Below are 16,173 nucleotides of genomic sequence, written 5' to 3' on the forward strand. Positions count from 1 at the left end.
AAAAAACCGCCCCAGTTACACCTTGAGCGGATCAAACGACAGTATAAATACAAGTGTACAATACACTCTTTTCATCAACTGTCGTTTCATCTTCTCAAGCCCCGAAGAATTGAAACTTTTGATTAAGAAGGCAGGTATCCTGGCTTGTGTATCAATCTACTAAGAGCCTTCCCATTCTTTCAAAAGAACAGTGGTTTCCTCTTTTCGTCACACTTACAGTTGCGGGTACAGCTCCGGCTTATCCGGATTCCCATTTTAAGTCCATTTGGACTCCTTCAACCAATTACTATATGTAGTTGTTAAGAAGTAAAAAAATAACTATATATTGTATCTGAGATTGTATGAGTAATCATATCACATCATTTCATAGAATACAATTTATTTCTTTTATCTAAATCTAAAATATACATTTCGTTCTTTTAGCGGTAAATTTAAGACCATAATAAATAATAGCATTTCTTATTTGTGTAAAAAAGTCTTGAAATCCATTAAAAATTGTTCAAGCTGACCAACTCTACTTTTTTACCTTCAAACGAGTATGCTTAAACCAGAAAAGTAATAGTTTTTTGGTAAATAAATTAAAAAATCATAGAATTGTTGAAATAAATCAATGGTGTTAAAGTTGTGGGGCAAAAATTAATTAAAGGTATATTCCATATTAAAAGAAAATAATTTATCTTAAAGGACAAAATTTTTTTACCAATCTTCTTCATGTCTTCTATAAAAATAGAAAAACAAACTAACTATTTAAATTAGCTTGTTTTTCTCATTCAGTTTATTGTATAGAATGTTTTTTAGAAATTCATACGGAACTTGTTATTTTTATCTTACACGTTGCAAACGAAGTGCATTTAATACAACGGACACAGAGCTAAACGCCATCGCAGCACCTGCTAACCATGGTGCTAAGAAACCTGCAGCTGCAATAGGAATACCGATTGTATTATAGCCAAACGCCCAAAAAAGATTCTGTTTAATATTACGAATGGTTTTTTTACTCATCATGATTGCATCAGCAATACTATTTAGATCACCACGCATAAGTGTAATGTCTCCTGCTTCCATGGCAATATCTGTACCTGTACCGATAGCCATGCCGATATCGGCAGTTGCTAATGCTGGGGCATCGTTAATACCATCTCCTACCATCGCTACCTTTTTCCCTTGACTTTGTAGCTTTCTTACTTCTTCTGCTTTCGTTTCTGGTAAGACTTCTGCAATGACTTTTGATATACCTACTTCTTTAGCAATGGCTTGTGCGGTTAACTGGTTATCTCCAGTCATCATAATAACTTCTAACCCCATATCATGTAGCCTTTGAATCGCTTCGTTTGATGAATCTTTTATCGTATCAGCTACAGCAAGGAGGCCTTTTGCTCTACCGTTAATAGCCACAAGCATAGCTGTTTTTCCTTCACCTTCTAATTCTTTCATTTGTTTCGAGAACCAAGAGGAGTCTATCCCATTCTCTACCATTAATCTAACTGTACCAATCAGTACATCTTTTCCTGTAACTTTCGCAGAGATACCATAACCCGGTAGCGCTTCGAAATATTCACTTTTTACTTTTTCTATATTTCTCTCCTCTAACCCTTTCACAATGGCTTCAGCAAGAGGGTGTTCAGATGACTTCTCACTCGCAGCAACAATGGAAAGGAAATGGGCCTCATTTGTTCCAGGCTCGACTATGATATCGGTTAATACAGGCTGACCATTTGTAACAGTACCTGTTTTATCAACCACAACAGTTGTAATTTCATGTGTCATCTCGAGATGCTCTCCACCTTTAAATAAAACACCCATCTCGGCTGAACGGCCAGACCCTGCCATAATTGAAGTAGGCGTCGCTAATCCTAGTGCACAAGGACAAGCAATGACGAGTACAGCAATCATTTTTTCTAACGCACTAGCTACATCACCCGGTTGCAAGAAAAGAAACCATATACAGAAGGTAACAAGGGCAATAGCTACCACAATGGGAACAAAGATGCCCGAAATCTTATCGGCTAACCGCTGAATAGGTGCTTTTGACCCTTGTGCTTGCTCGACTACTTTAATAATTTGCGCAAGCGCTGAATCTTTTCCAACCTTTGTTGCTTCAACTGTTAAATGGCCATTTTTGTTTACAGTTGCTCCTATTACTTCATCACCAGCTTTCTTATCAACTGGCACGCTTTCTCCTGTTAACATTGATTCGTCAACTGCTGAATGCCCTTCAATGATTACTGCATCTACAGGAATTCTGTCACCAGGCTTAATGATAACCATATCGCCTTGCATTACTTGCTCAACAGGGACAATGGTTTCCTTCCCTTCTTTTAATACAACGGCTTTTTTAGCCTTTAAATTCATTAATTTTTTTATTGCTTCTGATGATCTTCCTTTTGCACGTGCTTCAAATAATTTCCCTAACAAAATAAGGGTAATAATAATCGCACTCGTTTCATAATAGAGCTCAACATGACGACCATGTGTTGCATTCATCGATTGTAATGTTAGAAACAAACTATAAAAGTAAGCTGCAGAAGTACCTAATACAACAAGTACATCCATATTCGCGCTACCAGATTTCAATGATTTATATGCACCAGTATAAAATTGCCAACCGATAATAAATTGTACAGGTGTCGCCAAAATTAACTGTATCCAAGGGTTCATTAAAAAATCTGGTAGAAAAATGAATGAAGTGAATTCAAAATGCCCAACCATCGTCCAAAGTAATGGTAGAGAAAGGATAGCAGCAGCGATAAATTTCTTTTGCTGCTTTTTAATATGCTGTTCCCTCACATCATTTGCACTGGCTGTTGTTTTTAGCGAAGCGCTATACCCAATCTTATCTACCTTTGCAATAATTTCTTCAACTGAAACCTGTTCAGGATTGTATTCTACAGTACCTGTTTCTAAAGCTAAGTTCACGTTTGCCTGCGCAATACCGGACTGTTTATTTAAAACTTTTTCGATTCGCGCAGAACAAGCAGCACAAGTCATTCCTGAAATATCAAACTCAGCTTTCTCTAAAACAACTTCGTAGCCTAGATCTTTAATCTTCTGCTGAAATGCATGTTCTCCTACTATTTGAGGGTTATAGGAAATGGTTGCTATTTCAGAAGTGAGATTCACATTCGCTTCGTTTACACCATCCATTTTACTTAACCCTTTTTCGATTCGCGCAGAACAGGCAGCACAAGTCATTCCCGTAATTGGCAAATGAATTTTTTGGTGAGAATCGTCTTGATTAGACATATGCTCCTACCACACCTTTCTTTAAATACTATACCCTACTACCCTATATAAACATTTAAAATAAATCGTGCAAAGCTGCACGATTAAGATTTAACTTCATAACCTTGATCATCAATTGTTTCTTTAATTTGATCAAGCTTTACAGATGAAGCATCAAAAGCAACTTTGACTTCTTTTCTATTTAAATCTACTTTAACCGTGTCTACTCCTTTAAGTTCACCAACACTACTTTCCACCGCTTTCACACAGTGACCACAAGACATTCCTTCTACATGTAAAATTACGTTTTCCATGTTTAAAATCCTCCTATTTTTTCATTAATTTTTGAATTGTAATAAGAAATTCATCTAACACTTCTTCGTCACCTTCATTTATCCGATCAATGACACACCCTTTTAAATGACCTTCAAGTAAAATCTTAGCGACACTATTTAAGGCAGATTGTGTTGCGGATATTTGTGTAATCACATCATCACAATACGTATCTTTTTCAATTAGACCTTTAATACCTCGAATTTGTCCTTCGATACGATTCAATCGAGTGACTAAATTCTTTTTTACTTTATCTGAATGATGACTTCGTCTATCTGCATGCTCTAGGCACATTGTTTCTTCTCTTACCTGATCTTCTTCATATCCCATTGAATCGCCTCCCTTACACATATTATATTATACCCCGGTACCCTATGTAAAGTGAAAGAAATTTTAAATATGGTTCATTTCTCCACTATAAATAAAAAGGTAGGTAGCAGTATCTACCTACACTCTAACATGTTGAATTGTAATTACACTTCATTAAGGTCTGAAATATCTACTTCTGTTCTTTCTTCTAAAGGAATTCCTCTTAAATGAACAGTAACTGTTTTATCATCTTCATGTAACTTATCTATCCATACAGAAGTTCCATTGTATTGAACTTCTACATCACTCGATGATGAAAGTATTTGTTTTATCCTCTTTGTTTCCATATGATTCACCTCTCATAATTGATAAATATATTCTTTAACATTTTAGCCTTTTTATACATTTCGAAAGGAACTCATTTGTTGATGAAGGACTTCTCGACAATATACAATTAAGGTTACTAAGAGATGAAAGGTCTTAACAATGGATTGATTTTAATTTATTCATTTATATCGTGTAAGTTGAAAGGGAAAAGGCAAAATTGAATAAACAGAAAAGAGATGAGTTTTCATCTCTTTTCTACTGAAATATTTCAAAAGCTCTTCTTTTACATATTGATCTTTTCTTTTAGAGGAACGGCTGGACCAAACAGTTCAAGATGAATATGCGAATTTTCCACACCTAACATCAATAATTGTTCCTTCATATTTTCCATAAAATTGATAGGACCACATAGATAGTACTCTGCTTCCTCACTAATATGTTGCATTAAATCCTCACTATCTAATCTGCCCTCGTCATCACTATATTTTACTAGGAAACGCCCATTTTCAATTCCTGCTATCAACGGCCTCACTTCATCTCCAAACGCATGTAAGTTTTTGTTCTTACAACTATGAAGGAAACTTACTTCTCGCTTTGTCCCTTCTAATGAATGAAGCATACTCAATAATGGTGTGGTTCCAACACCACCACTGATGAATACCACTGGTGTCTCTGCTTGGGATGATAATACAAATTCACCAGCTGGTGCACTAACATCCAAACTGTCTCCTATTTGCACATGGTCATGTAACCAGTTAGAGACTTTACCATGTTCTTCTCTTTTAACAGATATACGATACGTCTTTTCTGATGGTTTTCCTGATAAGCTATATTGACGGTTATGGTCGTATTTTTCGCCAGCTATATTTACCCGAATCGTTACATACTGGCCAGGTTGGTGGGTTGGTAAAGTAATACCATCATTTGGCTCAATATAAAAAGAAGTGATAAGATCACTTTCAGGTACCTTATTTACTACTTTAAAAGATTTAAATCCAGCCCATGCTGATGCATTGTATAGCTCTTCTTCTGTGGAAATAAAGATAGCGGCAATCACTCCATAAGCCTCTGCCCATGCCGTAATAATGTCTTCTGTTGCTGCATCACCTAGAACTTCTTTTATCGCTGCTAATAGATGTTCCCCGACGATTGGGTAGTGCTCCTTCTTAACCCCTAAGCTTCGATGCTTATGAGCAATTGTAGCAACTGCCGGCGCTAAATTTTCTAAATGTTCAATATGGTTAGCTGCTTGAAATAATACATTAGCGAGTGCTTTAGGCTGTCTTCCCTTCTCTTGATTAGCATGATTGAAAATGTTAAGTAGTTCAGGATGTTCAGCAAATAATCGTTTATAAAAATGCGTGGTGATAGCGGTTCCATGAATTTCTAATACGGGTATGGTTGATTTGATGATTTTAATCGTCTCTTGTTTTAACATTAATATCTCCACCCTTCAATTTTAAAGCAATATTTTAAATACATCTTTAAAATATACCGTTTCCAAATTTAAAGCAATATTTTAAATACATCTTTTAAAAAGTTGTCACAATTGGTTCCATAACAAGCAATATGTATAATAGAACTATTAATAGAAAAAAGGTGTGATTCATAATGCGTCTTACCAACTACACGGATTATTCATTAAGAGTTCTCATATATTTAGCAACAATTGAAAAAGACCAGCTTACAAATATTAAAGAAATTGCAGACACATATCAAATCTCTAAGAATCATCTGATGAAAGTCATCTATCAATTAGGGAAAAATCAATATGTTGAGACGATAAGAGGAAGAAATGGCGGCATTCGTTTAGCGATGTCACCTAAAGAAATTAATATTGGTGAAGTGGTCAGAAAAACCGAAGAAGATTTTCATTTAGTTGAATGCTTTGATACTAATAACAATCATTGTGTCATTTCACCTGTTTGTGGTCTAAGACATGTATTAAATAAAGCATTAAAAGCGTATTTAGAAGTACTAGATCAATATACATTAGCTGATCTAACGAAGAATCAAGCGGCATTAGCAGACTTTTTGTTTAAAAGTTAATTTTAGATAGCAATGCATTCTTTCCTACCAAGTAGGGAGATGAAATAATAAAATAGCGGACTTTAGTCCGCTATTTTTATTACAATCGAGAACCTAACGCTAAATTGAAGCGAAATTAACATTGATAGCAATTTCAATCATATTGCATCCGAGATACATTCTCAGCTCACCTCCTCCATTAGCTGACTTACGCAAAAAATGAGCGAACCACTAAAAATTAGGATTCGCTCATTTCGATTACATTGCTTTCTTTCTTTTCTCCTTTTCTCTGACAGGCCAAGCTTCTACTCCTGTTAGACCAGGGATATCCCCTTGATAAAATTGTGGTTCCAAGCCCGCTTTCCGTTGCTGCATATAGTTTTTCAACAGCTTAACTACGATAGGCGATAACATCGTAATGGCGGTTAAATTGACAAGCGCCATGATACCCATTGTTAAATCTGCCATTCCCCAAACAATTTCTAAATTAGCAATTGCACCAAACATGACCATTCCTAATGCAGCTACCTTATAAGCATGATGAAATACTTTACTCTTATGAATGAAATTTAAGTTTGCTTCACCATAATAATATGATCCGATAATAGAAGTAAAAGCAAATAAAAAAATAGCAATACCGAGAAACATTCCACCTATTGTACCAAAGTGTTCCGACATCGCAGCTTGAGTCAATTCGATACCTGTTAAGCCTGAAGCATAGCTTTCGGAGGATAAAATGATAAAAGCAGTAGCAGAACAAACCAATAAAGTATCAAATAATACCCCTAAAGCCTGAACAAAGCCTTGTTTTACTGGATGAGATACAGTCGCTGTTGCAGCTGCAATCGGATCTCCCCCCATACCTGCACCATTGGAGAATAATCCGCGCTTAATGCCATTAACAATAGCAGCAGCTATCCCTCCACCAATAGCCTGCTCAAATCCGAATGCACTTTTAAAAATAAGAGCAAACATTGCTGGTAACTCAGTAATATTTGAAGCAACTGCGAATAAAGCTAACAGAATATAACCAAAAGCCATAAACGGCACGATTAAAGAAGAAATATCTGCTATTCGCTTAATTCCTCCAAATACTACTAATCCTGTTAAGAAAACAAGAATGATACCAATATAAACAGGCTGAATCCCAAATGAGTTCTCCATTGCAACAGCTATCGTATTACTTTGTACAGCGTTGAATGTCGTACCATACGATAAGATAATCATAATGGAAAATAACACAGCCATCCAAGGACGTTTTAATTGCTTCTTGATATAATATGCTGGACCGCCTTTGAAGCCTATATTAGACTTAACCTTATAAGTTTGCGCTAACGTATTTTCGACAAATGAGCTAGCACTACCAATTACTGCAATTAACCACATCCAAAAGATTGCTCCAGGACCACCTAATACCATCGCAATAGCTACTCCGGCGATATTACCTGTACCTATTCTCGTTCCTGCACCAACAAAAAACGCTTGTAAAGGCGAAATAGTTTTTTTAGATTCTGTTGTAACGGTTTCTTTAACAAACAGTAACCTAACCATCTCACCAATATGCCTGACTTGAACAAACTTTGTTCTTATACTAAAAAACAGCCCTGCAATCACTAACACAAAGATAAGAACATAACCCCATAATACCTCATTACTCATATTCACAATGTTTTCAATAAACTCCATCAAATCCCCCTTTAATATAAATGAATACTTACTGTATTTATTAAAAAATTCTGTCTTTTCACCCCCTTAAGATATCTACATACCCGTTCTTACAATAAATAAACCTATATTGATAAAGTTTTTAAATAAAATAAAAAAGAGTGGTTATCAAACAACCACTCGTCTTATCCTGTTCATTCAATTACCCTTGACTTAACGGAAGCCAAAAAAATAACAGAAGAATATTATTTGTTATAAAGACTATTGTTATTAACTACTTGTAATTCTTTTGTTGTTGCTACCATTTCACTCTCACAAATTGGGCATTTTGGTGTACTTTTAAAGTTGTCTCTCACCCAAGCATTACATGTTTCTGAGGAACATTCCCAAATTTTAATCTCTTCAGTCTTCACTTCTTCCATGTTCTTTCTTCCAAATCCCATTGCCATTATCAGGCACCTCCTAAAGGTAGAACATATCATCCGAAAAAAATAAAAATCACTCGCTATGCCAAACCAGTATGGTCCTTTATAACAAGTGTGTGTGATATTTTTTACTTAACAAATATTAGTATAGCACATTTTTTTATCCGTGTCAAAACAAGGAAACTTCCACTTTAACATGTTGTCCTATAAAAAACAACCTTTATGTATGAATTATAGTGGAAAAAGTGTATAATAGAGACGCTGATTGCTTTAAAGAAAGGATGAAGACATTTGCATATTTCTAGTTATACGGTGGAAGAGATCAATGATCCAACTGGTATACTGTCTGGAGAGAGGTACGAATTCTTTTTAGATATTGATGTTGATGAAGATGATGAATTATATTCAGAACAAGGTATTCGCTTGCGCGTGTTATTTTATAAAGGTGAGGACGAAATGAAGATACTTAATTATCACTTCCAAGAGAATAATAATGAAGAGATTTTGGAATTTGGATTAGAGGAAGAAGAAGAAATATTAATCACTAAATTCTGTAGTCAACATCTCAATGCAAATGAAGAATAAATCATAAAATGCCTAGGGTTAGCTCCTAGGCATTTTTATGATTATTCCTCTACTTCTTTACCTTCTTCAATGATATGATACATTAAATGGGCAAGGTGATGTATTGGACCATACACTTCTTCATCCTCTTGCTCTTCTTCGTTAAATTCTAGATCATTTAAATGCAAGGCAACAAACTGGTAAAAATCCGGCAATGAAAAACTGTAACAAGCGGTTGGCTCTTCTTCTTCGCCTTCATAATGAAGAACCATATACGACTCTTGTCCATCCTTATTAAGACCATCAAAGTAAACAAAAAAGCCAATATTCGTATCTAACTCAAACAGGTGTCTTGTTCCACCTTCTGTCATTCGATTAAAATCTTCCTCTGATAGTTTGTTTACATTCATTTCATCTACTTGATCTTCTTTATGGAATTGTACTCTAAATGATTGCATACATCTCCCTCACTTTCTCTATATGATGATAGCATAAACACCTGTATTATCCTATTATTACCTTCGTAATAAAAAAGAAACTTCTCATTTTAATTTTTACAGATATAATAGCTTAAAGGAGTGTGAAGAATATGAATATTCACGAGATCTATCAGTTGCAAAAAATTTGTGAACAACATGATGATATCATTCTTAAATTAAACTTTGATATGATAGAAAATTCCCAAACCGAAACACCTTTGTACAAGCACTCTATTGATGGTCAACTTATCGGTTTTGTTGCACTTTATCCATTCGGGTCAAAACTTGAAATATGTGGTATGGTTCATCCTAATTATCGTAGAAAAGGAATATTCTCTTCATTATTTACAGAAGCTTTGCCGATGATTAACCACTATCAAGAAGTACTAATTAATATACCAGGTCAATCACATACGGGTACTACCGTTATGTCTGCATGGAAACAACCGTATGCTTACACAGAATATCAAATGGTCTATGAAGGAGACCAACCGACAAAAAAAGAGCAGCGAAATATTCATCTCAGAATCGCAGAATTAGCAGACTCTAATTTCTGCAACCGAATCGATCAACTATGTTTTAACCTTTCAGAAGAGGATGCTAAAGCGATCAATGGTGATTTCAACTTACATAAACAAGATAATCAATTACTAGTCATTTGCGATGGCAATCAGAGAGTCGGTAAGATACGTCTTCAAATAAGGAATCATCATTTATGGATATACGGGTTCGCCATTCATCCCGATGAACAAGGTAAAGGGTTAGGAAGTGAAGTATTGCGTCTAATCATTGAACAATACGAAGGGCATTATTCCATTCACCTAGAGGTTGAAGTTCAAAATAACCGGGCACTCATGCTTTATAAAAAGTGCGGATTTAAAGAGTGTGGCAGTCAGGATTATTATCATTTCAATAAAAACCATAGATAGGCAATCACATTCGTTTCCATCTGAATGGGTTTCTATATAAATCTCTTCAAATACAGCGGTGGAGTACTAATAACCATGAATCAAAGAAAAAGATCACTCCCCAATGGAAGTGATCTTTTTTCTTTGATTGAACATTTGTATTATAGCTTTGTCACATTTACAGCTTGAGGTCCACGTTGCCCCTCTTCTATATCAAAAGACACTTCTTGTCCTTCATCTAATGTTTTAAAGCCTTCTGTTTGAATTGCAGAGAAATGTACGAATACGTCATCTCCACTTTCTTGTTCAATGAAGCCAAATCCTTTTTCTGCGTTAAACCATTTTACTTTACCTGTTGCCATTTTTTCTTTTCCTCCTAAACATTTGAAAAACTCACAGGAATAATCTCCTGCATTTCCTAATATACCACAATTTACTTTATTTTAATCAATCGCGGCCCTTATTATTTTTTACACGACGTCTTTCGCGACCTTTATAGTCACGTCCGCCCCCTTTACGATCTCTTCCACCAGATCTCGGACGATCACCAAAGCGACTGCGGTTACGTCCATCTCTATTTTTAGGTTTTTTCGAACGAAGTGGCTCTACAGCTGTAATTTTTACAGGTGTGACATCTGGATCTTTTGTTAATAATTTTAATGCTGCTGCCAATACTGTCACTGAATCTGTATCTTCTAACAATGATTCTGCAATACGCTTATACTCATCGTAGTCATTCTTATCAATCGTATTCATTAAACGATTAATTGTCACACGTTGGTTACCTGCCACAACATCTTTAAACGTTGGCACTGGTTCTTTTTTCATTTTTGTCTTTGTTACATTTTCAATAATTTTCAAGTGATCGATTTCTCGTGGAGAAACAAATGTAACAGCTAAACCTTTATTCCCAGCTCTCCCAGTACGTCCAATACGGTGCACATAGCTTTCAGGATCTTGAGGAATATCAAAGTTATAGACATGTGAAACGCCTGAAATATCTAGTCCACGTGCGGCAACATCTGTTGCTACCATAATATCGATTGTTTGATCTTTAAAACGACGAATAACTTGATCACGTTTCGCTTGTGGAATATCACCATGAATACCTTCTGCAGAATATCCACGTTTAATTAATCCTTCTACCACTTCATCTACGCGTTTTTTCGTTCTACCAAATACAATCGCAAGTTCAGGAGATTGAATATCCAATAAGCTGCATAATACATCAAATTTTTGTTTTTCATGCACTTCGATATAAGATTGTTCAATATTTTTTACTGTTAACTCTTTTGCTTTTACACGAACAATTTGTGGGTCATTCATAAACTTCTCAGCTAGAGTTTGAATACGTCTAGGCATTGTTGCTGAGAAAAGAAGCGTTTGACGTTCATGCTCAATTTCACCAAGAATTCTTTCAATATCTTCAATGAAGCCCATATTTAGCATTTCATCCGCTTCATCTAGAACAACTGATTTAATATTGTTTAGACGAATCGTTCTTCTTTCAATATGATCAATTAGACGGCCTGGTGTGGCAGCGATTATTTGCGGACGATTTTTAAGTGCGCGAATTTGTCTACCAATATCTTGACCACCATATATCGGTAAAGTTCTGATTCCTTTCACTTGTCCAATACGATTTAATTCTTCAGCCACTTGCACAGCTAGTTCCCTTGTTGGAGCAAGAACCAAACCTTGAATGCCATCTTCTTTCGTTACTTTCTCTAACATTGGGACACCAAATGCCGTTGTTTTACCAGTACCTGTTTGGGCTTGACCAATCATATCCGCACCAGCTAATGCGATTGGTAGTGATTGTGCTTGAATAGGTGTTGGCTCTTCAAAACCCATATTAGAAAGAGCTTTTTCTAGCTCTGTACTTAAACCAAAATCCGAAAATTTTACCAAGATAAATCCTCCTTGTATTTCAAACATACTTCAAAATAATCTATAGTATGAGTGTATCCAGTTTCCATTAATTTTTATCAATTTATAAGCAATAAAAGTAAAATCATTGTAACGGTATAAGAACGGTTGGGGAGTAGTTCACATAAAAAGGTGATGCATGAAAGGCCATGCATCACCGCATTATTATGCTTTTACAACGTTTGCAGCTTGAGGGCCACGGTCGCCATCAACGATTTCAAAAGTAACTTCTTGACCTTCTTCAAGAGTTTTGAAACCTTCAGATTGAATCGCACTGAAATGTACGAATACGTCTTGTCCTTCTTGAGACTCGATGAAACCAAAACCTTTTTCTGCGTTAAACCATTTTACTTTACCGTTATTCATGATAATACCTCCAAAAAATAATCACTAAAAAGTCATAATTATATAAGCTTATAGAGAAAAGTGGAATGCCTCGTACTTTAATTTTCTTATGAAGTTAAAAAGGCCGTAACTGAAAGAAATGAAGAGTACAATCGCCTACATTTCTTGCAGTTACGACCACTTATCCAAATAATATATAACGAACTTTACAGCGTATATTTTATAATACATTGTTTTATCGCTAAATGTCAATAGTTATTTCTCACTGAACCGTTTTCTCTGCGGAAGCTACAGTGTGTTTTAATAACATAGAAATCGTTACAGGGCCCACTCCACCAGGGACAGGTGTAATGGCAGATGCTTTTTCATAACAGCTATCATAATGAGCATCGCCAATATTTCCTGGGTTGTATCCCGCGTCTAACACAACAGCCCCTTCTTTTAGCCAGCTTCCTTGAATAAAATTAGGTTTCCCAACAGCTGCAACAACAATATCAGCTTTGCTTAAATGTTCACTTAAATCCTTTGTTTTAGAATGACAAGTCGTTACAGTTGCATTACGATTGAGTAGTAATGCAGAAACAGGCTTACCTAAAATAGGACTTCTTCCAACCACAACTGCATTTTTCCCTTCAACAGGAATATCATAAAAATCAATAATTTCCATAATAGCAGCAGGTGTACAAGATGGGTAAACACCAAAACCAAGTGCTGTTTGACCATAGCCAAGACTGGTGACACCATCCACATCCTTTTCGATGTCAATCGCTTCAAATGCTTTTCTTTCATCTATATGTGCAGGTACTGGATGTTGCAATAGGATCCCATGTACATTTTTATCATTATTCAAATCCTGAATCGTTTCTATGAGTGTTTCAGTAGAAATACTTGCATCTAGATGTATTCTCTTTGATAAAATACCCAGTTTTTCACAGGCGTTACCTTTCATACGTACATACGTAGCAGAAGATGGATCATCTCCCACTAAAATAGTAGCTAGGCAAGGCGTTACTCCTTGTGCCGATAATTTTAATACTCTTTCTTTTAAGTTTTCTTTTACATCTTTCGAAACTTTTTGTCCGTCTAGTATCGTTTTTTCTTCCATGTCTATTCCCTCCGAAATAAAAAAGAGATAAGGAAAACTTACCTCTGCCCAGACGACCGGCTAAACATAGACGCAGCTCCCCAGCGGTTATTTCCGCAATGTCGTCAGTTACTGCGATTTCTTCAGCTTCCTCTTTATTATAACAGAAAACACATATGTTTCAATAAAAAATACGCTTATTGTTCGCCTTTTTGAATTTACGTCATAGGCTATTTTATTACTTTACATTTGATTATTGGTTGATTATTGCATAATTTTTGTTGAGAATCAAAGGTAATGCTGAGAACTACATAAATGAAGGGAATTTATCTTAATTAACGCTACACGACTTTATCTCTATTATAAAGAATAAATCAAAAGCGAACCGCTTCAATGACGGTTCGCTGGTTATATTTGAGATTATTAAATTTCAATAAGTTCTTTACCTAAAACAACGAAAGCCCTACCTCTCTTCCATCCTTGCAACCCCGAAGCTGCGCCAGTGAGAATCAGGTTAAATCTTCATTTGTTCTTGAGAAAAGTAACTCTTTGTTGAATTGTATATTGGGGTTTAATTATTGAAGTAACCATATAAAGTTCATTTATGGGTAAATAGAAGATGATTTAAGAAGAATTTCAACTTACTTATGAAGTTGTCCACAAAATAGTTCTTAATTATAAACCTTGCTTAGCGAACTTTACTCTAAAGAGTAACTTTCACATCAAGAAAAGCCGTATGACTACCGACTATCTTTCTATCTCAAATACCACAATCTATTATAGTACTTTGGTAGATATATGTCAAATTCATTGGTTTTATACGACAGGATATGAGAGAGGCTCACTATATCCCGTCGTCACCCACGATCTTTTCACCCTTTGTTTGTCGCCCATTTAATTACTTCATTTAGTTCGTTCGTATATGATCGTGTTTGTTCAACTGTCCAGTCAAGCTCATCTTCCATGATCTCAATGATAGCCTTTTTATATGTGAACACACACTTAATGTTAAACAACAATGCGCCTGTCCGGCGGAAAAAAAAGTCTACAGGCGAAACAACCATTTCATATTCAATTGCATATTTTAGCTCTAACCATAAGACTCGTGGGATTAGATGCTCTCCTTTATGATATTGCTTAACCAAAGAGAATAAAACCGGCGCATTTGAACCGTAACGCCTTAAGAGATAAAGAGACTCTTCTCCATTTAATCCAGCTTTTATCCCTTCCTGTTTCTTTGATTCAATAAAAGTAGGGAAATATTTTGCTCCGCCTACTCTTCCACCTGACAACGGTAGATGTTTTGTCATACTTTTTGAAAACAATAGTTGATATTCTTCTTTTAACATAAACGAAACTTTGTCTACAATTGTCTCGGCCATTTTCCGGTAACCTGTTAATTTACCACCAGCAATCGTAATTAAACCGTGCTCTGACACCCAGATTTCATCTTTTCTCGAAATTTCTGACGGTGACTTTCCTTCTTCATGAATAAGTGGACGCACACCTGACCAACTAGATTCGATATCTGCTTCTGTCACCTTCACGTTTGGAAAAATCCCTTTAATTGCGTTCAGTAAATATTGCCTATCTTCATCTGTTATCGAAGGATGCACAGGATCACCTTTATAAAAGGTATCGGTCGTTCCAACATAGGTTTTCCCTTCCCTTGGAATAGCAAAAATCATTCGACCATCTTCACTGTCAAAGTAAATAGCTTGCTCTAATGGGAAAATAGAATGATCGATGACAATATGAACACCTTTTGTTAGTTTTAAAGATTTATTTTTCATTTGCTCATCTTTATCTAAAAGCTGTTCCACCCAAGGACCGGTTGCATTCACGCATTTTTTTCCGAAAACTTGAAAAGACTCATTACTTAGTTGGTCTTGCACCTCAACACCAATAATCGTTCCATCCCTATAAACAAAATCAGTTACTTTAGCATAATTAATCACATCTGCTCCTCGATGAGCGGCTTCTTTCATCACTTCAATAGTTAACCGTGCATCATCAGTCCGGTATTCCACATAATGACCACCACCAAGTAAACCTTCTTCTTTCAATAATGGTTCTTTTATTAGCACCTCTTCTTTATTTAACATTTCTCTTCTTTCATCTCTTTTAACTCCCGCAAGGAAATCATAGACCTTCAACCCAATTGATGTTGTGAACTTCCCGAAAGTTCCTTTTTGATAAAAAGGTAAGACCATCCATTCTGGTTTTGTAATATGAGGGCCGTTTTCATACACAATCGCCCGTTCTTTTCCTACTTCAGAAACGACATGAAATTCTAATTGTTTTAAATAACGTAGACCACCATGCACAAGTTTAGTTGAGCGACTTGACGTTCCTGCAGCAAAGTCCTGCATTTCAATTAAAGCTACTTTCATCCCTCTTGTCACAGCATCAAGGGCAATTCCAGCTCCTGTAATACCTCCACCGATAACAACGAGATCATACTCATTGTTAGTTAAATGCTGAATGGTAGTAGAACGATTTTTCACAGAAAATTTCATTTTCGTACCCTCCTGTTTTTTCAAATGGTGAAGTAC

The 16,173-nt window shown here is 35.7% G+C and carries 16 protein-coding genes and 2 riboswitches; of the genes, 3 read left to right on the plus strand and 13 right to left on the minus strand.

The features are described 5' to 3' along the window. Positions 1–112: 112 nt before the first annotated feature. A riboswitch (cobalamin riboswitch) is annotated at positions 113–290 on the minus strand. A 532-nt stretch (positions 291–822) separates the two neighbouring features. The 5 genes from MKY26_RS07935 to hmpA form a co-directional block, all read right to left on the minus strand. Continuing rightward, on the minus strand, positions 823–3,243 hold the full coding sequence (locus MKY26_RS07935; protein WP_341095007.1) for a heavy metal translocating P-type ATPase: 2,421 nt from the start codon (positions 3,241–3,243) through the stop codon (positions 823–825). A gap of 83 nt (positions 3,244–3,326) precedes the next feature. After that, a complete protein-coding gene (gene copZ / locus MKY26_RS07940; RefSeq protein ID WP_095372963.1) occupies positions 3,327–3,536 on the minus strand; it encodes a copper chaperone CopZ in 210 nt (69 codons plus the stop codon). Between the two features lie 13 nt (positions 3,537–3,549). Next, a complete protein-coding gene (locus MKY26_RS07945; RefSeq protein WP_095372962.1) occupies positions 3,550–3,885 on the minus strand; it encodes a metal-sensitive transcriptional regulator in 336 nt (111 codons plus the stop codon). 143 nt (positions 3,886–4,028) lie between these two features. Next, the gene (locus MKY26_RS07950) at positions 4,029–4,211 is read right to left on the minus strand and encodes an H-type small acid-soluble spore protein (RefSeq protein WP_095372961.1); all 183 of its coding nucleotides are present in this window, start codon (positions 4,209–4,211) and stop codon (positions 4,029–4,031) included. 263 nt (positions 4,212–4,474) lie between these two features. Beyond that, on the minus strand, positions 4,475–5,629 hold the full coding sequence (gene hmpA / locus MKY26_RS07955; protein WP_341095029.1) for an NO-inducible flavohemoprotein: 1,155 nt from the start codon (positions 5,627–5,629) through the stop codon (positions 4,475–4,477). 173 nt (positions 5,630–5,802) lie between these two features. Between hmpA and MKY26_RS07960 the strand changes: the two genes are divergently transcribed. After that, entirely contained in the window at positions 5,803–6,240 is a 438-nt protein-coding gene (locus MKY26_RS07960) for an Rrf2 family transcriptional regulator (RefSeq protein ID WP_095372959.1), read from the plus strand. A 237-nt stretch (positions 6,241–6,477) separates the two neighbouring features. Here the strand turns inward: MKY26_RS07960 and MKY26_RS07965 are convergent, their stop codons facing one another. Beyond that, positions 6,478–7,905: an alanine/glycine:cation symporter family protein gene (locus tag MKY26_RS07965; protein ID WP_341095038.1), complete on the minus strand. Its 1,428-nt coding sequence runs from the start codon at positions 7,903–7,905 to the stop codon at positions 6,478–6,480. Positions 7,906–8,129: 224 nt separating this feature from the next. Beyond that, entirely contained in the window at positions 8,130–8,333 is a 204-nt protein-coding gene (locus MKY26_RS07970; RefSeq protein ID WP_095372957.1) for a cold-inducible protein YdjO-related protein, read from the minus strand. Positions 8,334–8,600: 267 nt separating this feature from the next. On the opposite strand from MKY26_RS07970, the gene MKY26_RS07975 reads away from it, so the two are divergent. Next, positions 8,601–8,894, plus strand: coding sequence for a DUF6509 family protein (locus MKY26_RS07975; RefSeq protein WP_095372956.1), 294 nt, complete (start codon positions 8,601–8,603; stop codon positions 8,892–8,894). Between the two features lie 41 nt (positions 8,895–8,935). On the opposite strand, the gene MKY26_RS07980 is transcribed toward MKY26_RS07975, so the two are convergent. After that, complete coding sequence (locus MKY26_RS07980; protein ID WP_095372955.1) at positions 8,936–9,331, minus strand: cytosolic protein; 396 nt, start codon at positions 9,329–9,331, stop codon at positions 8,936–8,938. A gap of 131 nt (positions 9,332–9,462) precedes the next feature. Between MKY26_RS07980 and MKY26_RS07985 the strand changes: the two genes are divergently transcribed. After that, a complete protein-coding gene (locus MKY26_RS07985; protein WP_341095053.1) occupies positions 9,463–10,281 on the plus strand; it encodes a GNAT family N-acetyltransferase in 819 nt (272 codons plus the stop codon). 140 nt (positions 10,282–10,421) lie between these two features. On the opposite strand, the gene MKY26_RS07990 is transcribed toward MKY26_RS07985, so the two are convergent. The 5 genes from MKY26_RS07990 to MKY26_RS08010 all read right to left on the minus strand — a co-directional run bounded on the left by MKY26_RS07990 (position 10,422) and on the right by MKY26_RS08010 (position 16,137). Further along, positions 10,422–10,622, minus strand: a complete 201-nt coding sequence (locus tag MKY26_RS07990; protein WP_095372953.1) for a cold-shock protein — start codon at positions 10,620–10,622, stop codon at positions 10,422–10,424. An 85-nt stretch (positions 10,623–10,707) separates the two neighbouring features. Next, a complete protein-coding gene (locus tag MKY26_RS07995) occupies positions 10,708–12,171 on the minus strand; it encodes a DEAD/DEAH box helicase (RefSeq protein WP_095372952.1) in 1,464 nt (487 codons plus the stop codon). 183 nt (positions 12,172–12,354) lie between these two features. After that, positions 12,355–12,555 carry a cold-shock protein gene (locus MKY26_RS08000; RefSeq protein ID WP_095372951.1) on the minus strand — a complete coding sequence of 67 codons (201 nt, stop codon included), beginning with the start codon at positions 12,553–12,555 and terminating at the stop codon, positions 12,355–12,357. Positions 12,556–12,796: 241 nt separating this feature from the next. Beyond that, the gene (locus MKY26_RS08005) at positions 12,797–13,639 is read right to left on the minus strand and encodes a bifunctional 5,10-methylenetetrahydrofolate dehydrogenase/5,10-methenyltetrahydrofolate cyclohydrolase (protein ID WP_095372950.1); all 843 of its coding nucleotides are present in this window, start codon (positions 13,637–13,639) and stop codon (positions 12,797–12,799) included. A gap of 39 nt (positions 13,640–13,678) precedes the next feature. Beyond that, positions 13,679–13,761: riboswitch (ZMP/ZTP riboswitch) on the minus strand. Positions 13,762–14,490: 729 nt separating this feature from the next. Continuing rightward, positions 14,491–16,137 (minus strand): glycerol-3-phosphate dehydrogenase/oxidase, encoded by a 1,647-nt coding sequence (locus MKY26_RS08010; RefSeq protein WP_095372949.1) that lies wholly within the window; start codon positions 16,135–16,137, stop codon positions 14,491–14,493. Between the last annotated feature and the right edge of the window lie 36 nt (positions 16,138–16,173).

The sequence above is a fragment of the Cytobacillus sp. FSL R7-0680 genome (assembly GCF_038009245.1).
GTDB classification, from domain to species: domain Bacteria; phylum Bacillota; class Bacilli; order Bacillales; family Cytobacillaceae; genus Cytobacillus; species Cytobacillus kochii.